Origin of the sequence: Acidovorax sp. 35-64-16, from assembly GCF_002281195.1 — a bacterium.
In the GTDB taxonomy this organism is placed as follows: Bacteria; Pseudomonadota; Gammaproteobacteria; order Burkholderiales; family Burkholderiaceae_C; genus Acidovorax; species Acidovorax defluvii.
In genome coordinates this window covers 134,614-156,798 of the sequence record NZ_NCFM01000003.1, presented here as the reverse complement: position 1 = coordinate 156,798, position 22,185 = coordinate 134,614, and the positions used below count along the sequence as shown (strand labels likewise).

The window sequence follows — 22,185 nt, the reverse complement described above, 5'->3', positions numbered from 1 at the left end:
CCTGCTTAGCCCAGACGCTGGCGCATGAAGGTTTCCACCTCGGGCGCCGGCAATGGATGGCTGAAGTAGTAACCCTGGGCTTCATCGCAACCTTGCTCGCGCAGGAAGGTGAGTTGACCTTCGGTTTCCACCCCCTCCGCGATGGTGCGCATTCCCAGCGCCTGTGCCATGCGGATGACGGCACTCACGATGGCGCGGTCGTTGGCGTCGTGTTCCAGGTCTCGTACGAATGATTGGTCGATTTTGAGCTTGAAGATCTGGAACCGCTTGAGCTGGCTGAGCGACGAGTAGCCCGTGCCAAAGTCATCCATCGCCATCCGCACACCACGCGCATGAAGCTGGTCCATCGTGGCGGCTGCCGCCTGCGGATCATCGACCGCCACGCCCTCGGTCAATTCAAGTTCTAGCGCCTGGGCAGGAACGTCACAGGCTGCAAGTATTTGGCCCACCATTTCAGGCAGTTGCGGCTGGCGAAACTGAACGGCCGAAAGATTCACGGCCACGGTCAGACCGGTGATGCCGCTCATACGCCAGGCCTTGAGTTGCGTTAGTGCAGTGCGCAGCACCCACTCACCGATCGGAAGGATCTGCCCGCTGTCTTCTGCAATGGGGATGAATTCGGAGGGCGCAATGGTGCCCCACTCGGGGTGCTGCCAGCGCAGGAGGGCTTCCACGCCGTGCACTCTTCCCGTCGGCAGGTCCACCTGGGGTTGATAGTGCACGCTGAGCTGGTTGCGTTCAAGCGCCCGGCGCAAGGCATTTTGGAGTTGCAGCACCCGCACTGACTGCGCCTGCATTTCGGGCGTAAAAAACCGGAAGGTGTTGCGCCCGTCCAGCTTGGCCTGGTACATGGCTACGTCTGCCGACTGGGTGAGGGTGTCGAAATCTTCTCCATCGCCGGGGAATAACGCGATGCCCATGGACGGGGCCACGGTGAGTTCGTGGTGGTCGATCTCGTAGTGGTGGCGAGACGCTTCCTGTAGCTTTCCGGCGACGTGGGCTGCGCCATGGGCGCTAGCGCCAGGCAGCAGCAGGATGAACTCATCGCCGCCCAAACGCGACACTGTGTCCTTGTCGCGCACCACAGCCCGCAGCCGCGCGGCAATTTCAACCAGCAGGGCATCCCCCACGCGATGCCCCAGCGAATCATTCACATGCTTGAAATGGTCAAGATCCAGAAAAATCACCGCCAACGGCGTGCCGGCCTCCTTGGCCAGGCGGATGGCGCATTCTGCGCGCTCCGCCAGCAGTGTCCGGTTGGGCAGACCGGTGAGAGGGTCGTAGTGGGCGAGCCAGTAAATGCGTTCCTGGTCCGCTTTGCGGTCGCGGATTTCGCTGTGCAGGCTGTCCACGGTGTCGCGCAGTTCACGCGTGCGGTCCTGCACCTGTTGCTCAAGTCGCTCGTGTGCCATGGCAAGCGCTGCCTGGGCTTGCTTGCGTTCGGTGACATCCATGGCGATCCAGACCGAGCCTTGGGACGGGTCGTCAGGGTCAATGGATTTGCTGCGCATCTCGCACACCACGGGCGTGCCGTCCTTGCGGCACATTTCCACCTCCCCCTCGAAGGCTTGGCCAGCAGCCAGCATTGGATAGCACCTTCGGCCAACGTCTTCCCACACCGCATCACTGGCATACCAGCGCCTGGATGGGCCTTGGGCCAGTTCACCGGGGGCGTATCCCAGCATTTGCTCGAAATGGCGGTTGCAACGCGTAAGGTGCCGGTCACGAAGAAAAACAATACCGACCATGGCATGGTCGAACAGCAGCTGTTTTTCTCGTAGCGCATCGCTCAGTTGTGCCTGGGCCCGCTTTTGCTCATCAATGTCATCCAGTATCCAGATGGATCCCTCGGTCGTGTCCAGGGGGTTGATGAGGCGGCCTGTCAGGTTGCCCCAGAACAGTTCTCCGTTGCAGCGGCGCATCTGGCGCTCCACGCGGTAGGTCTGACCCCGTGCCATGGTGGGATAAGCGCTGCGCCCCAGTTCGCGAAATTCCTCACGGCTCGGGTAGAGGACTTCGCTGCTGAGCCCAATGATCTGCTGCGGTGACGCATAGCCAAAAATCTCGGCGTAACGTTGGTTGCAGCGCACCAGTACCCGCTGTCGCATGAAAACGATGCCCACCCCTGCGCTGTCCAGCAGGATCTGCTGTTCGCGCAGGGTGCGCTCAAGTTGCGTGTCAGGCACCGCGCCGAAAGACTGCAATTCTGGGGTGCTGTGCGGGGAGGGCATGAAACCGTGATGGTCAAGGAGCCATGAGGCTCACAAATCTGTTCCAAAGTGTAGCAGCAGCCATTCAAACGGTGTATTGATGGCAATCCAGCGTGCGCCATGGTTCCGGTGGCTGGTTTAAGGGGGAGCAGGGGGGCGGATACCGAAGCGGGGCATTGCCACCTCTCGCCGTCGGTGTTGTATTGCCTGCGGAGAAAACCCTGCAATGCCAGTGTTTGCGGAGTCCATGCGTCACGGTTCCGACATGGCGCAGACATGGCCTTGTCACAGCAGGCTTTCAGACTGCACTGCGAGGAAGCGATGCCTGTCCATGGGTAGCGATTTCCGGAAAAACCCCCTTCCTTTCCCTAGGAGCCGTCCCATGAATGAGTCGCCCAGCCTGCATCTGCCGCTTTTATCGGCTTCCCTGTCAGCAGGGGAGCCTGGTCGCACAGACGGCAAAAGCAGCGTATCTCCGTTGGTGCAGGTGCAGGGGAATGTGCAGGTGGGTTGGGCACGGCACCTGGACGAAGTGCGTCAGGCACAGCGGCTGAGATTTGATGTTTTTGCTGCAGAAATGGGTGCGCGTCTGTCAACGACCTTGCCCGGCCACGATATCGATCTGTTTGACGACTACTGTGAGCATCTCTTGGTGCGCGATGTGACAAGCCAGCAGGTGATTGGCACCTATCGCGTGCTCACCCCGGCGCAAGCGAAGCGGGTGGGGGGCACCTACAGCGACAATGAGTTTGACCTGACCCGGTTGCGCAGTTTGCGGCCCCGCATGGTTGAGTTGGGCCGCAGCTGCGTGCATCCGGATCACCGCCATGGGGGTGTCATTCTGGCGTTGTGGGGGGCTTTGGCTGACTTCATGGTGCGCAATCAACTCGACACCATGATTGGTTGCGCCAGCATTCCCATGCTGCACAACGGTGTTGTGAGCGGCGACGCTGCGGCAAGCATCTGGCAGCAGTTGCGCCAGACCCATATGGCGCCGATTGATTTTCATGTGCGGCCTCGGTTGCCATTGCCGGTGGAACAGCTCGACGGATCTCTGCTGATCGAACCACCCGCCTTGATCAAGGGCTACCTGCGTCTGGGCGCCCGGGTTTTGGGGGCGCCTGCCTGGGACCCGGATTTCAATACCGCCGACCTTCCGATGCTGATGCGCATTGCCGATTTGCCGTCCCGCTACCGCAAGCATTTTCTGGGGGCCTGATGCGCGCGGCGTTTGACGCCTTGGGGGCTTGGGGCGCTGCCGCCGGAATGGCGGAGGTCACCAGCAACGCAGATGAATCGCATGTGCCAGAACCGTATTGTTTCAGGGCCGTGTTTATTTCCGATTTGCACCTGGGAACGCCAGGCTGCCAGGCAACGGCCCTGCTGGATTTTCTGAAGCACCACCCCAGCAAAACGCTGTATCTCGTGGGAGATATCGTGGACGGGTGGCAACTGCGTCGCCGATGGTTCTGGCCACAGGCGCACAACGATGTGGTGCAAAAATTGTTGCGCAGTGCCCGCAAAGGGTGCCGCGTAGTGTTTGTGCCGGGCAATCACGACGAGTTTGCCCGCGCGTTCGTGGGGCATTCATTTGGCGGGATCGAGGTGGTTGAAGATGCCGTGCACCTGACAGCCGATGGCCGGCAGCTCTGGGTGACCCACGGTGACTACTTTGATGGCGTCATCCAGTGCGCCAAGTGGCTGGCCTATCTGGGGGACAACCTGTACGAGTTCACTCTCAAGCTCAATCGGTATCTCAATTCGTTGCGGGCGCGCATGGGTCTGCCGTATTGGTCGCTGTCTGCATACCTCAAGGGCAAAGTCAAAAAGGCGCTCAACTATGTGACGGATTTTGAGGTGGCGGTTGCAGCCGAGGCGCGCCGGCGTGGACACCATGGCGTGGTGTGCGGACACATCCACCGCGCGGAGATGCGCGAGATCGACGGTATTCTGTATTGCAACGATGGCGACTGGGTCGAGAGCCACACTGCGCTGGTCGAACACATGGATGGTCGACTGGAGTTGTTGCAATGGCCCGTCCTTTGCAGGGCGCTGTCCACCGCCCCGATTGTGGAAGTGGCCACATGAAGATTGCGCTGGTGACCGATGCGTGGCATCCGCAGGTGAACGGAGTGGTGACCACACTCGTGGAGTTGGTGCGGCACCTGGAGGTATTGGGGCATGAGGTGCATGTGATCCACCCTGGCCAGTTTCGGACCCGCCCGTGTCCAGGCTATGTGGGCATCGATCTTGCAGTGCGACCGGCAGGGCCTTTGGGTCGAGCCATGGACACCATATGTCCCGACGCTATACACCTTGCCACGGAGGGCCCCCTCGGATGGGCCGCCCGTGGTTACTGTCTGCGGCGCAAGCTCGCCTTCACCACGGCATTTCACACGCGGTTTCCTGAAATCCTGAATGCCGCCTTGCGTGTTCCGCTGGCGTGGGGATATGCGTTATTTCGGCACTTCCATCGCCCATCTTCGGGAATCATGGTACCCACCCAAGGGGTCCTGCAGATGCTGGAGCACCGTGGCTTTCGCAATTTGCGCCAGTGGACACATGGCGTCGATACGCAGGCATTCCCGTTTCAGGGGGAAGCTGTGCCCAGTCCTCTGGTGGGTGCGCTGGCGCATCCTGTGAGCCTTTTTGTGGGGCGAATATCGTACGAAAAGAACCTTGAGTCCTTTTTGCAGATGAAGATGCCTGGCACCAAGATTGTGTGTGGCGTGGGTCCACTTGAGCGACGGTTGAAGGAGCGTTACCCCGAGGTGCGCTGGGTCGGGCTTTTGGATCGGCAATCCCTTGCTGCACTGTATGCCGCTGCGGATGTGTTTGTGTTTCCCAGCCGCTCGGAAACCTTTGGGCTGGTCATGCTGGAAGCGATGTCCTGTGGGACCCCTGTTGCTGCTTACCCGGTGGATGGGCCGCTGGAGGTTCTTGGGGCTTTCGAGCCGCAAGGTGCGCGGGGTGGTATTTTGAACACCGATCTGCTGTCTGCTTGTCAGGCAGCGTTGGCGGTGCCCCGGCACGAAGCGCGTCGCCGTGCAATGGATTTCACGTGGACAAAGGCGACCGGGCTCTTCGTTCAGTATCTGGTGCCAGCCCGTTCAGGCGGGTTGAGTCGCCTTGTGTCTGTCATATAAGGTGTCACAGCGCTGTCATGTATGTGTTAAATACTGAAAGGGTTTTGTACAACCAGATATTGCGCGCCCATGTCTCCACTGTCCCATGAAGCTGCCGTGGCCTCGCTGGTCGCCAACCTGCCTGTCGTTAAGACAGGTGCCGGCGCCGCACAGACGCCCGACAGCAAGTCTGGAACGCAATCAGGACAGCAGCCGCCGGTAGAACTCCTGGACAGGGATCACAGCATTCTGGCTTTCAATGAGCGTGTTTTTGATTGGGCCGTTCGCACCGATGTGCCGCTGCTGGAGCGGTTGCGCTATCTGTGCATTGTGTCTTCCAATCTGGACGAGTTTTTTGAAGTGAGGGCTGCGCCGCACATCACCGCGGCCAAAAACGGTGAGACCAAAGGTCTGTATACAGAAGCATCCTTTGAAGCCCTGTCAGCCCAGGCGCACGATCTTGTTGCGCGCCAGTACGCTCTGTACAACGAATCGCTGGTTCCCGCTTTTGCAGCACAGGGCATTCGCATTGTTCCGCACGGTGAACGGTCTGAGGGCCAGAAGCGATGGGTTCATGACTATTTCATGCGCGAAGTGCGGCCGTTGCTCATTCCCGTGGGGCTCGATCCTGCCCATCCGTTTCCACAGGTCGCCAACAAGTCCTTGAATTTCATTGTGCGCCTCAAGGGCCGTGATGCGTTTGGTCGCGAAAACGAAATCGCCATTGTGAAGGTGCCCCGTGCCTTGCCGCGGCTGATTCGCATGCCGCCCAAGGTTGCTCCCAAGGAGGCCTTGTTCGTCAGTCTTTCCAGCATCGTGCGGGCGCATCTGCACGACCTGTTTCCGGGGCGTGAGGTCACCGAGTTTTCGCAGTTCCGCGTTACGCGCCACTCCGATCTGGCGCTCGACGAAGAAGATGTCCGCAACCTGAGAACTGCCTTGCGCCAGGGCTTGCAGCACCGCCACTACGGCCAGGCAGTGCGTCTGGAAGTGTCTGCAGGTTGTTCTGTGTTTCTCTCAGACTTTTTGCTGGGGCAGTTTGACTTGCCGGGTGCCGCGCTTTACCGTGTTGGTGGGCCGGTCAATCTCGTGCGGCTAACGCAGCTGGTGGATCTGGTCAACGACCCCGCGTTGTTGTTTCCGCCCTGGCGCTCCGTCTGGCCGCGGCAGATGCAGCCCGGTGTTTCGATCCTTGAGCAATTGCGCCACCGGGACATTTTGATGCACCAGCCGTTCGAGAGCTTTGACGGTTTGCTGGCCTTTTTGCGCGAGGCAGTCAATGACCCCCAGGTCCTGGTGATCAAGCAGACCATTTACCGCACGGGTTCAGACTCGGAGCTTATGGATCTGTTGACCGAGGCGGTGCGGCGCGGCAAAGAGGTCATGGCGGTGGTGGAGCTCAAAGCCCGCTTTGATGAAGAAGCCAATATCAATTGGGCCGAAGCGCTTGAGTCCATTGGTGCCCAGGTGGTTTACGGTGTGGTGGGGCTCAAAACCCACGCCAAAATGCTGCTGGTTACGCGACGGGAAGGACGTCAGTTGCGGCGCTACGGGCATTTGTCCACGGGCAACTACAACATGCGCACTGCACGGCTGTACACCGATCTGAGCTATCTCACTGCGGATGAGGAAACCACCGCAGACATGGACGGAGTGTTCAACCATCTGGCCAGTCAGAATCGCCCGCCCAAGTTGCGCCGGCTGCTGCTGGCGCCGTTTCACTTGCAACGCCGCATGGTGGAAAAGATCGAGCAGGTGGGTCTTGCGGCCAGTCGTGGAGAAGATGCACGCATCGTTGCCAAGATGAACGCCCTGACCGACGAAGCCTTGATCCGGGCGCTGATTCTTGCCGGTCAGCGGGGGGCACGGATTGACCTGATCGTGCGGGGCGCTTGCATGTTGCCGGCCCAGTTGCCCGGTGTCACCGACAACATCTGTGTGCGTTCGGTGATTGGCCGGTTTCTGGAGCACACGCGGGTGTTTTATTTCCGATCAGGGGAGCAGGAGGATTTGTATCTTTCCAGCGCCGACTGGATGAACCGCAACATGATGCGTCGAGTGGAACTGGCGTGGCCGGTTACAGATCCGGTGCTGCGACAGCAGATCGTGGATGAGTGCCTGGTGGCCTATCTTCACGACGACAAGGACGCATGGACGCTCAATGCAGATGGAACCTATGAGCGTGCTCGCCATCCCGTAACCGGTCGGGGTGCCCAGAATGCGCTGATGGGGCGATACAGCGCGCCTTCGCCTGCAGGGCGAACTGATCAGGGGCTGGCATGATGGACCTCATCCTCTGGCGTCATGCAGAAGCCGAAGAAGCGGCAGATGGAATGGACGATACAGCCCGTGCCCTCACCCCTAAGGGCGAGAAACAGGCGGCCCGCATGGCCGCGTGGCTGGACAGGCAACTGCCCGAAGGTTTGAGGGTGCTCTCAAGCCCATCGCGGCGAACGGAGCAGACGGCCAGGGCACTGGGACGCAAGTTCAAGATGCGCGCCGAACTTCTGCCCGGCGGCAGCGTAGAGGAATTGCTGGAGTTGGCCCAATGGCCACGCGCGCGTGGGGCAGTGCTGATCGTTGGTCATCAACCCGTGCTTGGGCAGACAATTGCGCAACTGCTGGGTTTGCAGGCACCGGAATGCGCCGTACGCAAAGGCGCCGTGTGGTGGCTTCGCCAACGCGAACGGCTGGACCGTTGCCAGACCGTGCTCATGACGGTGCAGTCCCCCGAATTCCTATGACTCTCGGTCTTGGATGGCGCTGGAACACTCTCCAGCAGGCTCAACTTACTTGCGGGTAGTTTTGGTCGATTGTTTCGTGGCAGGGGCTTCAGCCTTGGGGCGGCCCGTTTTGATGGAGGGCACCGCCTGCAGTGCCGAGCGCAATGCTGCATCTGACAGCCCCGCCAGCATCTTCAACCCGGCGCGCAGCAACTCGCTTTTCTTGACTGGTTGGGCGAGCGCGTTTGCCCGTTGCTTCAGGGCCTCAATTACTGCGTACTCATCCTTGGGGATGGTGAAACTGTCGCGCACCAGTTTGGGCTTTTTGGCGCGGACTTCCTTGGCTGGCAGCGCTGGCGCAGGAGCAGCAGCCTTCGCCTTGGCGGGGGCGGTAGCTGCCGGACGCTTGGAAGGCTTCTTTGCCGGCGCTTTAACCACTGTCTTGGTTTCTTGCACCACCGCTTTTTTTACCTTGGAGGCAGCTGGCGCTGGATGTGTGCCCGCCGTAGTGGTTTTGGCTGCCGGTTGGGCGGTCGTTGAAGCAGCGTTCTGGCTGGGGGTCGGGTTGGATGTGGTCATGGTGAATGGATGAATAAACGATATAAACAGTTTATATCGTTTTTTGCGCCCAGTCATCCCAGATTGAGCTCCAGCTCCCAGGGCGTTTTTTGCCAGGCCACAATTTCTTCGCGCAGCAGGTGGGCAGATTGCGGGTAGGCGGCAGCCCACCCTGCACGGGTACTGATCGTGTGGCGTGAGCCCAATGCCCGCAACGACAGGCCATCCACATCCGGGTCTCGACGGGCGTGGCACAGCGCAACCGCTACGCGAAGACTCAACAGTTGCAGGCAAAACCCTGGGTCATTGATCAGTTCGATTTCAAGCTTGCGGACCTTTCCCCGCTGTCCCAGCACCAGTGCGCCTAGCCTGTGCAGCTCTGAAACCGCAAACCCCGCCGCATCGGCGTGGTCAAGAATGTATGCGCCATGGCGGTGGTAGTCGCTGTGCGAGATGATGCCGCCAATCTCATGCAGGCGAGCGGCCCATTCCAGCTTGCGTGCGGCACGCTCACTGGTCTGGGGTGTCGCCTGCGTGAAGAGGGTTGATGCAACACGGGCCACCCGTTCGGCCTGGGCTATGTCCACCGAGAAGCGCTGCATGAGGCCGTTCACCGTGGTGGTTCTCAAGTCGGTCTCGGGCTGCTCGCGGTCCAGCAGATCGTAGAGTGCCCCTTGGCGAAGCGCGCCTTGCGCTACATGCATCTGACGGATCTCCAGGAGGTCGAACACTGCCCGCAGCACACTGATGCCACCGCCAATCACGGGCCGCCGGTCTTCCTTGAGCCCCTCCAGTCGCACGCGGTCCGCCTGGTGTGAGCGCAACAGGCGGTCCTGGAGCCAGTCGAGGCCCTCCGCCGTGATGAGCCCCTCAGGGCCGCCCGCAGCCGCGAGGATGTCGCCCACCGCTCCAGCGGTACCGGAAGACCCGTAGGCCACATCCCAGGTGTCCGGTCGGAAGGTGCCAAGAGCCTCATCGAGCACCGCCTTGGCGGCAATTTCAGCGGCAAGAAAGGCCTGCCTTGTGAACTGCCCGTCGGCAAAGTAACGCGTGGACCATGCCACGCTGCCCACCCTGAAAGAGGCCACAGTGTGGGGCCTGAATTGCTGGCCAAGAATGAACTCGGTGGATCGGCCACCAATGTCCACCACCAGACGGCGCTCGTCTGACTGAGGAAGCAGGCGCGCAACCCCCTGGTAGATCAGCCGGGCTTCCTCGGGGCCCGAAACCACATCGATGGGGTAACCCAGAATTTCACCGCCACGGGCCAGAAATTCTTCTCGATTGCGGGCTTCACGAAGGGTCTGCGTTGCCACGGCGCGCACCTGGGCGCGCTCAAAACCCGCCAGCCGCTCTCCAAAGCGCGCCAGGCAGTCCCAACCGCGCTGCATGGCTTCCCGTGTCAGATTGAACTCGTCGTCAAGACCATTGCCCAGTCGCACGGTTTCCTTGAGATATTCCATTCGCTGGATGTGGCCATGCTCGAAGCGGCCGATTTCAAGGCGAAAGCTGTTGGATCCCAGATCTACAGCTGCGAGCAGTGTTCCGTTGTGCATGTTTCTGCGCGTGATGCGCTTGATCTCAAGCGGGCAGCATAGCACCCGCATACCGGTGTCCAGAGCGGTGTCAGCCGATGATGCGGCCGTCCTGCGTCAACATGCTTTGCGTCACGTAGGCGTTGGACCGTTTTTTCCCTTGGTAGGCCACCACATATCCGCCGACGTTCACATCATTACGCCGCTGCAACGCCGCGAGCATGCTGGCGCGGGTGATGGGGCCTGAAATGCCGCCAAGAATTTCAGCGGTGTAGCGCGCCGCAATGAACCCTGCCAAGCCTTGCGGCGAGGGGGCTTCATCAAAGAAGCGGCTCAGTGCGTCACGGTATGCGCGCACCACGGGCAGGCTGGACGTGATCAGCGGAACGGCCTGGGTGGCGATGATGGACGTGCCCTTGGGCGTACCACCCATCTGGGCGAGCACCTGCAGATTCACGTCGGCCAGCGCCACGACAAAACATTGTCGACCTGGCGGGGCCACCAGCTTGCTGGCAAATGCATGCAGCTCCGGTGTTCCCCCTACAAACAAAATAATGGTCTGGGTTGGATTGGTGAGCTGCGTCGCGGCGGGTCCCTGTGTGCCCGGAAGCGGCAGTATCTGGGCTTGCAGGCCCAGGCTTTTTGCTACCTGAAGGACATAGGCTTGCGATTGCTGCTGAATCTGCGCGGTAGCGAAGACCACGCCAATCTGCTTCACCCCTAACGAGGCATGTGTTTTGATGGCATGCGCTATCTGGATCTGGTGGTCCGGGAATACTTCGAAAACTGTCTCGGCCTCGCTGTCGGTTACGGCGTTGTGCAACCAGGGGGCCACCAGTGCAAGGGGAGACGCATAACCCGCCGATGATTGCAGGGCCACAAGCCCGGCGGCAGCGGTATTGCCCACGCAGCCAGCCACTGCTACGCACCCGGCTTGAGCGTGGGCAGTTTCCCAGGCGGCCTTCAGGCTTGCGGGCGTGCCATCGGTTTCGATGGTGACATGTTGCACCGTGCGGCCACGCACCCCGCCGCGCTTGTTCAGGTCCTGCCAGGCAGTTCTGGACCCGACCAGAAAGTCGCGGCTGATGTCTTGCTGTCCAAAAGTCAAGTCAACCACCTGGGCCACCACCAGCGGGCGGTCCCCGTCGGAATTGCGAGGGGTACTGGCTGGCAGTGGCTGGGCCATGACTTCGCCTGCCATCGCGGCACTTGCAGCAGCGGTCCAGCGAATCCAGTGGCGGCGATTCAGCGAAACCGCTGGGCAATGGGGAAGATGCATGGCTATTTAATGCGCTGAGAAGGGTTATTTTTTCTTGGGCGGCATCATCACGGTGTCCACCATGTGGATAACACCATTGCTGGCGGCGATGTCCGCTTGCTCTACCATGGCTTCCTCCACGGTCACGAAGGTGCCGGCGCGTGCCAACGCAATGTCGGCGCCCTGCAGGGTCTTGACCTTGCCTGGCTTCACGTCTTTGGATGCCACGCGCGATGGCACGATGTGATAGCTGATCACAGACTTGAGCAGCGCCTTGTCTGCCTTGAGTGCGTCCATGGTCTTCGCAGGCACCGCCTTGAAGGCTGCGTCAGAGGGAGCAAACACGGTGTAAGGGCCTGCAGCCTTGAGCGTTTCCGTCATGCCGGCTTCTGCAACCAGGGCGTTGAATGTCTTCAACGACGCTGTCTTGGCGACTGTATCAGCCAAGGTCTGGGGTGCGGAGGCGTTGGTGGCGCAGGCGCCCAGGGTGGTCACTGCCACCAGGGCGAGTGCAGATTGAAGTGCATAACGGCGAAACATGAAATTCTCCTGGAAGTAAATGGCCGACGCATGTCGGTACGCGCAGACTACGTAGCAGTCGTGACATAGATGTGACAATTTGATTCGATCCTGCTGCGTAAATTCTGGGGAATGGGCGTGTGACAAGCATGGATAAAAGTCACGGAATTGTCATACTTGAAACCTACAGTCGCGACATCGCAACTCCCTCAACCCTAAAGGTATCTTCATGAAAATGTCCGTGATTCGAGTTCTGGTGGCTGGTGTGGCTTCGGCTGGAGCGTTTTCTGGCGCCATGGCGCAGCAAGAAGTTACGGGCGCTGGCGCCTCGTTCCCTGCACCGCTGTATTCCAAGTGGGCTTCCGAGTACAACAAGGCCACTGGCGTCAAGGTCAACTACCAGTCGGTGGGTTCGGGTGCTGGTCTGCGCCAGATCGATGCCAAAACCGTGGCGTTTGGCGCCTCTGACATGCCTCTGAAGGACGAGGACCTCGAAAAGAAGGGTCTGGTGCAGTTCCCTACCGTGATTGGTGGCGTGGTGCCGGTGGTCAACATCAAGGGTATCGCCCCTGGCCAGATTAAGCTGACGGGCCAAGTGCTGGGTGACATCTACCTGGGCAAGATCACCAATTGGACCGATCCCGCCATCAAGGCGCTGAATCCTTCCGTGCCGCTGCCGGATGCCACCATTGCACCAGTGCGCCGCGCTGACGGTTCGGGCACCACGTTTGTTTTTACCAATTACCTCAGCAAAGTCAATGCCGAATGGAAAGCCAAGGTTGGTGAAGGCACGGCAGTGAACTGGCCTGTGGGTGCAGGTGGCAAGGGCAACGAAGGCGTGGCCGCCTTTGTGGGTCGCCTGCCCAACTCCATCGGTTACGTCGAGTATGCCTACGTCAAGCAAAACAAGATGACTTACACGCAGGTGCAAAACGCAGCGGGCAAGTTCGCTACTCCGGACGACGTTGGCTTCAAGGCTGCAGCTGCTGGCGCTGTCTGGCCCAAGAGCTTCTATCTGATTCTGACGAACCAGCCTGGTGATGCCACTTGGCCTATCACCAACCCTACTTTCATCCTGATGCACAAGGTTCAAGAGAAGCCAGCGGATGCCGCTGCAGCGCTGAAGTTCTTTGACTGGGCCTTCAAGTCCGGTGACAAGACGGCTTCGGACCTGGACTATGTGCCCATGCCTGATGTCGTGAAGAGCAATATCCTGAAGTCCTGGGGTGACATCAAGGACACCTCCGGCAAGGCTGTTTCGTTCAAGTAATCCTCGGGGCCGGCCACAAGCCGGCCTTTTGATTTAACTTCTCAAGGCTACCAACGTGTCCACTATGATGCCGGTTCGCCAGAGTACGACCGCCGAGTCGGCCTCTGGCATCAAACGGACCACACCCCCTCCTAATAAATCATTCATATCAGGCATGTTGGCAGACCGAATCTTTGGATGGCTGGCGCGTGGCGCAGCCATCATCACGCTGTTGTTGCTGTTTGGCATCATGGCGTCCTTGGTGGTGGGGGCCTGGCCTTCCATTTCCAAATATGGCCTCAGCTTTCTCACCAACAGCGTCTGGGACCCCGTTCAAGATGAGTACGGTGGCCTGGTCATGATTTATGGCACGCTCGCCACGTCGTTCATCGCGTTGCTGATCGCCGTGCCCGTGAGCTTTGGCATTGCCTTGTTCCTTACTGAATTGTCGCCTGCTTGGCTGAAACGGCCCTTGGGTACCGCCATTGAACTGCTGGCCGCCGTGCCATCCATTGTGTATGGCATGTGGGGCTTGATGGTGTTTGGCCCCATCCTGGCGCGTTTTGTACAGCAGCCTTTGCAGGCGCTGTTCGATGGTGTTCCCTACTTGGGTGCATTTGTCTCGGGTCCGCCGGTCGGCATTGGTATTTTGTCTGCCGGCATCATTTTGGCCATCATGATCATTCCGTTCATCGCGTCGGTGATGCGGGATGTTTTTGATGTCACACCTGCGCTGCTCAAAGAGTCGGCTTACGGCCTGGGCTCCACCACCTGGGAAGTGATGTGGAAGGTTGTGTTGCCTTACACCAAGACGGGTGTGATCGGCGGCATCATGCTGGGGCTGGGTCGCGCACTGGGCGAAACCATGGCGGTGACGTTCGTCATCGGCAACATGAACCAACTCGACTCGCTGTCGCTTTTTGAAGCGGCCAACAGCATCACATCGGCCCTGGCGAATGAATTTGCAGAAGCGGGTGAAGGCCTTCACCAAGCGTCCCTCATCTATCTGGGGCTGGTGCTTTTCTTTATCACCTTTGTGGTGCTGACCTTGTCCAAGATTCTGCTGTCACGCCTTCAGAAGAATGAAGGATCCCGCACATGACCACCTCGCAACATCTTATCTCTGCGGCTGATGCCGTGCAGGCCCGACAGGCCCGCTTCAACGGTCGCAAGCGCGTCAATCAGATTGCCTTGACCTTGTCGCTGGCGGCCATGTTGTTTGGCTTGTTCTGGCTGGTATGGATCTTGTGGGAGACCGTGCGTCTGGGCGTGGGAGGGCTGAGCCTGGCCCTGTTCACCGAAATGACGCCGCCACCCAATGAGGCTGGGGGTATCTCTAACGCGATCTTTGGTTCGTTGGTGATGGTGGTGTTGGCCACGTTTGTTGGCACCCCCATCGGCATCATGGCCGGGGTCTACCTGGCTGAGTACGACGTTCGCAGCTGGCTGGCATCGACCACACGCTTTGTCAACGACGTTCTCTTGTCGGCACCCAGCATCGTGATTGGCCTTTTTGTCTATGCCGTCGTGGTGGCCAACTTCAGGAGCTTTTCGGCCTACGCCGGCATTCTTGCCCTGGCGTTGATTGTGATACCGGTGGTCATCCGAACCACCGAAAACATGCTGATTCTGGTGCCCGCAAGTTTGCGCGAGGCGGCCTATGCCCTGGGCACGCCCAAGTGGCGGGTGATCACCATGGTCACGCTGCGTGCAGCACGGGCAGGGGTCATTACCGGGATTTTGCTGGCGGTGGCGCGCATTGCGGGTGAGACGGCGCCCTTGCTGTTCACGGCCTTGAACAACCAGTTCTGGAACTCGGACTTGTCCAAGCCCATTGCCAGCTTGCCAGTGACGATCTTCAAGTTTGCCATGAGCCCCTATGAAAACTGGCAGCAACTGGCGTGGGCGGGCGTGTTCCTGATCACCGTGGCTGTTCTCGGACTCAACATCCTCGCACGGGTTCTGACCCGGCAGAAATAAGCAAGGAAAACTTTCATGTCCTCTACCCTCAAGAGCCCGGCAGCGGCGTCGTCCAAGCTCACCGTTCGTGACCTGAACTTTTACTATGGCAAGTTTCACGCCCTCAAGAATATTAACCTGGATATTCCCGAGAACAAGGTGACTGCCTTCATCGGCCCCTCGGGCTGTGGCAAATCCACTTTGCTGCGCACTTTCAACCGCATGTTCGAGTTGTATCCCGACCAGCGTGCCGAAGGGCAGATCGTGTTGGATGGCGAGAACCTGCTGACCACCAAGCAAGACGTGGCACTGGTTCGGGCCAAGGTGGGCATGGTGTTTCAGAAGCCAACGCCTTTTCCCATGTCCATTTATGACAACATTGCCTTCGGCGTGAAGCTGTTCGAAAGCCTCAGCGCTTCGGACATGGATGACCGTGTGGAATGGGCCTTGCGCAAGGCAGCGCTGTGGAATGAGGTCAAGGACAAACTGGGTCAGGGCGGCGCAAGCCTCTCGGGCGGGCAGCAGCAGCGCCTGTGCATTGCGCGCGGCATTGCCATCAAGCCCGAGGTGCTGCTGCTCGACGAACCGTGCTCGGCCCTCGACCCGATCTCTACCGCCAAGATCGAAGAGCTGATTGCGGAACTGAAGGAAGATTACACCGTGGTCATCGTCACGCACAACATGCAGCAGGCAGCACGTTGTAGCGACTACACGGCCTACATGTACCTGGGTGATCTGGTGGAGTTCGGGGAAACAGAACAGATGTTCTTCAAGCCCCAGCGCAAGGAAACCGAAGACTACATTACCGGCCGTTTCGGCTGAGGAGACATTTTTGATGGCTGACAAACACCTTTCATCGCAGTTCGACAGCGAACTCAACGGCGTCTCCGCCCGCGTTATGGAGCTGGGCGGGCTGGTGGAGTCGCAAATTCGCCAGGCCATTTTCGCCCTGTCTCAGTTCAGCCTTGACGCGGTGGAGCAGGTGGGTTTGATGGAGCAGCGTGTCAATGCCATGGAAGTCGAGATCGACCACGAACTCGCGTCCATCATTGGCAGGCGCCAGCCCACAGCCCGCGATCTGCGGCTGCTGCTGTCGATTTCCAAGGCCACCGCCAATCTGGAGCGCATGGGTGACGAGGCCAACAAGATGGCCCGCATGGTGAAGTCGATTATTGAAAGTGGTGCCGCCCGTTCGCTGCCATCGAGTGACCTGCGCGTTGCAGCCGACATGGCCTCGGGCCTGCTGCGCAAGGCGCTGGATGCTTTTGCACGGCTGGACACCAAGGCGGCGCTGGCCATCCTCAAGGAGGACGACCTTATCGACAAGGAGTTCGATGGCTTTGTGCGCAAGCTCATCACCTACATGATGGAAGACCCCCGCACGATCTCTGCCAGCCTGGATCTGCTGTTCCTGGCCAAGGCTATCGAGCGCATTGGCGACCATTCCAAGAACGTTGCCGAGCTCGTCATTTACCTCGTCAAAGGCAAAGACGTGCGGCATACGACGATGGATGAAATTGAATCTGCCGTGCTTTTGTGACCGATTGGCGTTGACATGAAAAAGCTACCCCGCGTATTGATTGTCGAGGACGAGCCGGCAATTGCCGAGCTGATTGCCGTCAACCTGCGCCACAACGGTTTTCAGCCGATCTGGTCCGAAGACGGCGAATCGGCCCAGCGCGAGCTCGATGCCGTTCTGCCCGACGTAATCCTGCTGGACTGGATGCTGCCAAGCCAAAGCGGCCTTGTGTTGGCGCGCAAGTGGCGTGCGGACAGCCGCACCAAACCCATTCCCATCCTGATGCTGACAGCGCGGGGGGACGAGCCCGACAAGGTGGCGGGGCTTGACGCCGGGGCGGACGACTACATCACCAAACCGTTTTCCACCCAAGAGCTGCTGGCACGCATCCGGGCGGTGCTGCGGCGCCGTGCACCCGAGCAGGTGAGTGACAGCGTCACCATCGGAGATCTGGCGCTGGATGCGGGCACCTACCGTGTCACCTTTCAGGGGCAGCCACTCAAGGTGGGGCCTACCGAGTTCAAGTTGCTCCATTTCTTCATGAAGCATTCCGAGCGCGTGCACAGCCGCTCGCAGCTGCTCGACAAGGTTTGGGGTGACCATGTTTTCATCGAGGAGCGGACGGTGGACGTGCATGTGAAGCGGCTGCGCGAGGCCCTGGGAGCCGCTGGCGTGATGGTGGAAACCGTGCGCGGCGCGGGTTATCGCCTCACGGCGCAGCCGCCTGCACTGTTACGGGCCTGACTGTTTCAAGCGGGGGCGCAACGGCCTCTGTGACTACCGGGAAAGAGTGAGTGCGCATATTCTGGCGTTTTGGGTATTTTCTGGCCTTGCAGCTTGCCGGGGGGGCGCTCGGCTGGTGGCTGGAGGGCCCCTGGGGCGCTCCAGCAGGGGCTGCGGTGGCCGCCTGGTTCTGGTTTGGCGGCGATTTGTGGCGGGGCGCGCGTGTGCTGCAGTGGCTGCGTTCGGGTGACCTGTCAGCGGTGCCGTCCATATTTGGCATGTGGGGTGAGGCCACGGACCGGGCGCGGCGCCTGCTGCGCCAGCACCAGGCGCAGGTCAGGGACAGCGATCAGCGCCTGCAGGAAATTCTGGCGGCGCTTCAGGCCACGCCCAACGGCGTTGTCTTGCTGGACGCCGAGGGGCGCATTGAGTGGTGTAACCAGATTGCGGCGGCGCAGCTCGGGTTCGATGCCCAGCGCGATGTCATGCAGTCCATTGGCAACCTGGTGCGCGACCCCGATTTCAGTGCTTACTATGCCGCCCAGGATTTCACCCACGAGGTGGTGCTGCCGGGGCGGGACAGCACGCCATCGCGGCCTGTGCGCATTTCGGTACACCTGCATCCGTATGGCGATGGCCGCAAGCTGCTGCTGACCCGGGATGTCACGGCCCTGGAGCAGGCCGACGCCATGCGCCGTGATTTCGTGGCCAATGTCTCGCACGAAATCCGCACGCCGCTCACGGTGCTCACCGGTTTTGTGGAAACCCTGCAAACCCTGCAACTGGACGCAGAAGAGCGTGCCAGGTATCTGGCGATGATGGCCCAGCAGGCGGCGCGCATGCAAAGCGTGGTGCACGATCTGCTGACGCTCTCGCGCCTGGAGGGCAGCCCCTTGCCGGGCATGTCCGAATGGACGCCGGTGCAGGCCCTGATGCAGCGTTGTGAAGAAGAGAGTCGGGCCCTTTCGGCCGTGTTGACGCAAAACCACCAGCGTCACCATGTGCTCCAGTTTCCTGCTGCGCAGGATTTGCGTGCCGCGGGCGATATTGCCGGCGTGCCGTCCGAGTTGCAAAGCGCGCTGTCCAATCTCATCAGCAATGCCGTGCGCTACACACCTGCAGGGGGCACCATCACCGTGCAGTGGCGCTACACGGCCGACGGCAACGCCATTTTTTCCGTGAGCGACACCGGGCCAGGCATTGCGCCAGAGCATATTCCGCGCATCACCGAGCGGTTCTACCGCGTGGACCCCAGCCGGTCTCGGGAAACAGGTGGCACAGGCCTGGGGCTTGCCATCGTCAAACATGCAGTGCAGCGCCATGGCGCCACGCTCGATATCACCAGTGCGCTCGGCAAGGGATCGGTCTTCTCGGTCACGTTTCCCGCGAACCGGCTTCGTCGCCCTGCGCTGCCGGACGGATTGCAACCCACAGCATCAGCACAAACAGCCCTGCCGTGATGGCCAGCGCCAGCGCGCTGGCCGCCCAGAACGGCGCCGGAGACCCCATGGGCGCCCATGGGCCAAACCCGTGGTACGCCAGCACATAGCCACCGCCCAGTCCGGCACCCCACAGCAACAGGCAATACACCACCAGGGGTGCGATGGTGACGCGATAACTGCGCAGCACAAAGACACACAGGGTCTGCACGGCGTCGGCAGCGTGGTAGGCCGCAACCCACAGCAGCAGCCCGCCGGTGACGCCCACCACGGCGGCGCTACTGGAATACAGGCGTGCCAAGGCCTCGTTTGCTATTAATAATATAGCTGTTAGCGCAACACCCATAAGGGCTGAAAGCCTAAAACCTATAAAAACGACGCCGCGGGCCTGGGCTGTGTTGCCAGCCCCCAGCCAATAGCTCACCCGCGCACTGGTGGCAATGGCCAGCGACAGTGGCACCATGTACAGTACGGCCGCCACGTTGGCCGCGATCTGGTGTGCTGCGGTGGCCACGGTGCCCTGGCGCGCAATGAACAGGGCCATCAATGTGAACGAAGTCACTTCTACCAGGATGGCAAGCCCCGCAGGAACGCCCAGTCGGGCAAAGCCGAGGATGGTGGGCCAATGGGGGCGTTCCATGCGTTGCCAGATGCGCAGTGGTGCGTAGAGGTCCTGGGTGCGCAGCAGCCAGAACGCCAGCACCAGCATGCTGACATTGACCACGAATGTGGCCCATGCACAGCCCACAACGCCTTGCGCCGGCAGGCCTGCGCCCCCAAAGGTGAACCATATCGACAGCGGCAATTTGATGAACAGCGAGCCCACTTGAAGCCAGGTCACCAGTTGCGGGCGACCAATGGCCTGGTTCAGTGTGCTGTAAATGCGAAAGAGCAGGGCGGGCGGCAGCGCCAGGGCCAGCACCGCCAGGTATCGCCCCACATCGGTGCGCAATGCCTGTGGCACCTCGGTCCAGCGCAACAGCGGACCGGGCGACAGCAGGATGAACATGCCCACTGCCGATGCCACAGCACACAGGTAAAGTGCCTGGCGCAGCGATTTTCCGATGGCACCGGGGTTGCGCGCGCCCCGCTGTTCGGCCCAGACGGGCATAAGGGCCTGCAAGATCCCCATCAGGGCTACATAGACGCTGATGAAGATCGCCGAGCCCACCGACAGAGCCGCCAGGGAGGCTTCGCCATGGCGTCCGGCCACGATGGTGTCGGTCACGCCAAAGGCCATTACGGCCAGTTGCCCTGTCAGCACGGTCAGGGCGTGGCGGGATATGGTGGACGACTCCGACATCAGTCGGGCGATGCTGCTCTCCGGAACAGCAAGATGAACTCTTTCCTGTCGGTGGGGCGACCGATGGTGGCTTCCCGTGTCCAGAGGTCAGGGTTCACCAGATTTTCGGGCGCTGGCCATGCTTCGTTGTCTGCCACCAGCCAGGGGCAGTCGGTGGTCCTGCTGGCCGGCTGCAGGCGCAGGCTGGCGTGGTATTGCAGCGCGGCCACCTGGGCCCTGCTCAGGCCAACCATCTGCACGCAGCCCGGTTCGGGGCCCAGTGCGGATGCGAGTTGGCTCGCCTGGGGGGCATAGCTGCGGGCGTAGTCCAGCAGCGGAAGCCACAGGGTGGTCAGCAACAGCCAGCCCAGCGCCGCCCCGCTGGCAGGCAATACCAGGCTTTTCCAGATGGCGGCGCGGTTGCGCGCCGCGCGCCACCACACCAGCCTGCACCAGGCCAGCGATGCCGCCAGTGCCACCGCCAGCGCGAGCCATGAGAACTCGGGCGTGAACCCCGGAGCCAGCTTGGCCACGTTGGCTGCGGGCTTCGACGGCACGCCTGTCTGCATGGCAAACCAGATCACCCAGATGGCCAGGGCCGAGATGCTGAAGAACAGCAAAGTGAACCAGTCGATCAGCGCCGCCATGCTGCGGCGGAATGTGGGCAGCGCAAATGCCGCCAGTGTGGCGATGGCCGGCAAGCCCACCAGCAGGGCCCGGTCTGCCGGTTGTGTGGTGAGCGTGGCGCCCACCGAAACAATTGAGAACCACAGGGGGAGCCACAGGTGGCGGTGCACCTGGCGGTTGAACAGCTGTTTGCGCCAGCGCCACAGCGTCCAGGCGGCCATGGGCCATGCAGGCCACCCGAACCACAGCAGCAGCCGCGCCAGGCTTTTGAACTCTTTGCCCTGGGTGGCCGTGTCGAGCAGGCGCCAGCGCCACAAATCCAGTTGCCACGCCAGCATGGCCGCCAGCACCGTGACGATGGCCAGCATCACCGCCCAGCGCAGACGCCGCTCGGAGGGGGTGGCCGGAGCAAAAGCCACCAGCGCGATGCTGCCCACGCCCAGCAAGGTGGCGAGTGCGGGCGCGCCGGCCAGTGTGAGCCCCGCCATGCCCACCACCATGGCCACGGCCGGTGCCACGGTGTGATAGGGCAGGGTGGCCACGGCAAAGAAGATCAATGTTGCGCATGCAAGCTGTGCCAGATAGCCCGTGGCTTCGTGCGAAAGCTGTGCCAGACCCAGGCAGGCAATCAGGGCCAGCAAGGCGCCATCGGCGATGGCGCGGGAGTAGTCCGAGGGCTTGGCCTCGCCGCCAAAGGCAAACGCCACCGGCTGGGCACCCGGACTGCGCGCCAGGTAGTAAACGCCGTACCAGGTTGCTGCCAGCGTCAGCACCAGCAGCGCCATGAACGGCAGTCGCGCCGCCATTTCGGGGGGCATCAGCCAATCGGGTGTGATCTGGATGGCCCAGGCGCCCAGCCAATACGGCAGCAGACCGTCGGTTTCGGGGGGCATGCCGCCCAGTAGTGGCCGCAGCCATGCGGTGTGCCCGTGCGCCAGCTCTTGCATGTAGCCAAAAGCCGCAACATCGGCGTTCTTCCAGGGGCCCCGGCCCACAAAGCCCGGCACGACATAAGCCAGGCACAGCAACAGCAAGGCCCAGCGGGGAAGCGGGCGAGCGGCGTTCTGGGCAACGATGGCGGGGGTGGGAGAGTTCACGCGTCAGAGGAAGGGCAATGGCTGACTGCCGAGAATAAAGGCAAATCCAAACAAAAAGGCAGCGCGGTTGCCCGTGCTGCCTTCTTGGCGGAAATGCGGCGAATTACTTGGCTGCAGTCTTGCCGAAACGGTTGCGGAAACGCTCCACGCGGCCGCCCATGTTGTCCACGGACTTTTGCGTACCGGTATAGAAAGGATGCGATTCGCTGGAGGTGTCCAGCTTGAACATGGGAAGCTCACGGCCGTCGTCGGTCTTGCCCATTTCCTTGGTGTTCACGCAAGAGCGGGTCACAAACTTGAAACCATTGGACAGGTCCACGAACAGAACTTCGCGGTAGTTGGGGTGAATGCCTTCTTTCATG

At 60.8% G+C, this 22,185-nt stretch carries 20 protein-coding genes; 12 read left to right on the top strand and 8 right to left on the bottom strand.

Annotated features, from left to right (window positions below):
* Nucleotides 1-5 precede the first annotated feature (5 nt).
* On the bottom strand, nt 6-2,231 hold the full coding sequence (locus B7Y64_RS04155) for a bifunctional diguanylate cyclase/phosphodiesterase (RefSeq protein WP_291325243.1): 2,226 nt from the start codon (nt 2,229-2,231) through the stop codon (nt 6-8).
* 361 nt (nt 2,232-2,592) lie between these two features.
* On the opposite strand from B7Y64_RS04155, the gene B7Y64_RS04150 reads away from it, so the two are divergent.
* From B7Y64_RS04150 to sixA, 5 genes are all read left to right on the top strand, one after another.
* Nucleotides 2,593-3,429 (top strand): GNAT family N-acyltransferase, encoded by an 837-nt coding sequence (locus B7Y64_RS04150; RefSeq protein ID WP_024814661.1) that lies wholly within the window; start codon nt 2,593-2,595, stop codon nt 3,427-3,429.
* Nucleotides 3,429-4,298 carry a UDP-2,3-diacylglucosamine diphosphatase gene (locus B7Y64_RS04145; protein ID WP_024814662.1) on the top strand — a complete coding sequence of 290 codons (870 nt, stop codon included), beginning with the start codon at nt 3,429-3,431 and terminating at the stop codon, nt 4,296-4,298. The genes B7Y64_RS04150 and B7Y64_RS04145 overlap by 1 nt, the downstream gene beginning before the upstream one ends.
* Nucleotides 4,295-5,356: a glycosyltransferase family 1 protein gene (locus B7Y64_RS04140; RefSeq protein ID WP_291325245.1), complete on the top strand. Its 1,062-nt coding sequence runs from the start codon at nt 4,295-4,297 to the stop codon at nt 5,354-5,356. Before B7Y64_RS04145 ends, B7Y64_RS04140 begins: the two co-directional genes overlap by 4 nt.
* Before the next feature lie 69 nt (nt 5,357-5,425).
* A complete protein-coding gene (gene ppk1 / locus B7Y64_RS04135; protein WP_291325247.1) occupies nt 5,426-7,618 on the top strand; it encodes a polyphosphate kinase 1 in 2,193 nt (730 codons plus the stop codon).
* Nucleotides 7,615-8,079 carry a phosphohistidine phosphatase SixA gene (gene sixA, locus B7Y64_RS04130; RefSeq protein ID WP_024814665.1) on the top strand — a complete coding sequence of 155 codons (465 nt, stop codon included), beginning with the start codon at nt 7,615-7,617 and terminating at the stop codon, nt 8,077-8,079. The genes ppk1 and sixA overlap by 4 nt, the downstream gene beginning before the upstream one ends.
* Before the next feature lie 45 nt (nt 8,080-8,124).
* Here sixA and B7Y64_RS04125 read toward each other — a convergent pair whose 3' ends face one another.
* The 4 genes from B7Y64_RS04125 to B7Y64_RS04110 form a co-directional block, all read right to left on the bottom strand.
* Nucleotides 8,125-8,694 (bottom strand): hypothetical protein, encoded by a 570-nt coding sequence (locus B7Y64_RS04125; protein ID WP_291325249.1) that lies wholly within the window; start codon nt 8,692-8,694, stop codon nt 8,125-8,127.
* Complete coding sequence (locus tag B7Y64_RS04120) at nt 8,691-10,172, bottom strand: Ppx/GppA phosphatase family protein (protein ID WP_111864518.1); 1,482 nt, start codon at nt 10,170-10,172, stop codon at nt 8,691-8,693. The genes B7Y64_RS04125 and B7Y64_RS04120 overlap by 4 nt, the downstream gene beginning before the upstream one ends.
* A 70-nt stretch (nt 10,173-10,242) precedes the next feature.
* Nucleotides 10,243-11,430, bottom strand: coding sequence for an ABC transporter substrate-binding protein (locus B7Y64_RS04115; protein WP_291328410.1), 1,188 nt, complete (start codon nt 11,428-11,430; stop codon nt 10,243-10,245).
* Between the two features lie 24 nt (nt 11,431-11,454).
* Complete coding sequence (locus tag B7Y64_RS04110; RefSeq protein WP_291324144.1) at nt 11,455-11,949, bottom strand: fasciclin domain-containing protein; 495 nt, start codon at nt 11,947-11,949, stop codon at nt 11,455-11,457.
* Between the two features lie 208 nt (nt 11,950-12,157).
* On the opposite strand from B7Y64_RS04110, the gene pstS reads away from it, so the two are divergent.
* The 7 genes from pstS (at nt 12,158) to phoR (ending at nt 18,838) form a co-directional block, all read left to right on the top strand.
* A complete protein-coding gene (gene pstS, locus B7Y64_RS04105) occupies nt 12,158-13,198 on the top strand; it encodes a phosphate ABC transporter substrate-binding protein PstS (protein WP_291324145.1) in 1,041 nt (346 codons plus the stop codon).
* Nucleotides 13,199-13,355: 157 nt separating this feature from the next.
* The gene (gene pstC / locus B7Y64_RS04100) at nt 13,356-14,279 is read left to right on the top strand and encodes a phosphate ABC transporter permease PstC (protein WP_335622391.1); all 924 of its coding nucleotides are present in this window, start codon (nt 13,356-13,358) and stop codon (nt 14,277-14,279) included.
* Nucleotides 14,276-15,157: a phosphate ABC transporter permease PstA gene (gene pstA / locus B7Y64_RS04095; protein WP_291324146.1), complete on the top strand. Its 882-nt coding sequence runs from the start codon at nt 14,276-14,278 to the stop codon at nt 15,155-15,157. Before pstC ends, pstA begins: the two co-directional genes overlap by 4 nt.
* 15 nt (nt 15,158-15,172) lie before the next feature.
* Complete coding sequence (pstB, locus tag B7Y64_RS04090) at nt 15,173-15,958, top strand: phosphate ABC transporter ATP-binding protein PstB (RefSeq protein ID WP_291324147.1); 786 nt, start codon at nt 15,173-15,175, stop codon at nt 15,956-15,958.
* A 13-nt stretch (nt 15,959-15,971) separates the two neighbouring features.
* Nucleotides 15,972-16,676: a phosphate signaling complex protein PhoU gene (gene phoU / locus B7Y64_RS04085; protein WP_291324148.1), complete on the top strand. Its 705-nt coding sequence runs from the start codon at nt 15,972-15,974 to the stop codon at nt 16,674-16,676.
* 15 nt (nt 16,677-16,691) lie between these two features.
* Nucleotides 16,692-17,399 carry a phosphate regulon transcriptional regulator PhoB gene (gene phoB / locus B7Y64_RS04080; RefSeq protein ID WP_024814675.1) on the top strand — a complete coding sequence of 236 codons (708 nt, stop codon included), beginning with the start codon at nt 16,692-16,694 and terminating at the stop codon, nt 17,397-17,399.
* Between the two features lie 56 nt (nt 17,400-17,455).
* Nucleotides 17,456-18,838, top strand: a complete 1,383-nt coding sequence (gene phoR / locus B7Y64_RS04075; RefSeq protein WP_291324157.1) for a phosphate regulon sensor histidine kinase PhoR — start codon at nt 17,456-17,458, stop codon at nt 18,836-18,838.
* Here phoR and B7Y64_RS04070 read toward each other — a convergent pair.
* The 3 genes from B7Y64_RS04070 to B7Y64_RS04060 all read right to left on the bottom strand — a co-directional run bounded on the left by B7Y64_RS04070 (nt 18,753) and on the right by B7Y64_RS04060 (nt 22,184).
* Nucleotides 18,753-20,120, bottom strand: a complete 1,368-nt coding sequence (locus B7Y64_RS04070) for an MATE family efflux transporter (protein ID WP_291324149.1) — start codon at nt 20,118-20,120, stop codon at nt 18,753-18,755. The two genes, phoR and B7Y64_RS04070, sit on opposite strands and share 86 nt — an antisense overlap.
* A complete protein-coding gene (locus B7Y64_RS04065) occupies nt 20,120-21,823 on the bottom strand; it encodes a hypothetical protein (protein WP_291324150.1) in 1,704 nt (567 codons plus the stop codon). The genes B7Y64_RS04070 and B7Y64_RS04065 overlap by 1 nt, the downstream gene beginning before the upstream one ends.
* Nucleotides 21,824-21,926: 103 nt before the next feature.
* Nucleotides 21,927-22,184, bottom strand: coding sequence for a type B 50S ribosomal protein L31 (locus B7Y64_RS04060; protein ID WP_005799836.1), 258 nt, complete (start codon nt 22,182-22,184; stop codon nt 21,927-21,929).
* Nucleotide 22,185: the final 1 nt, after the last annotated feature.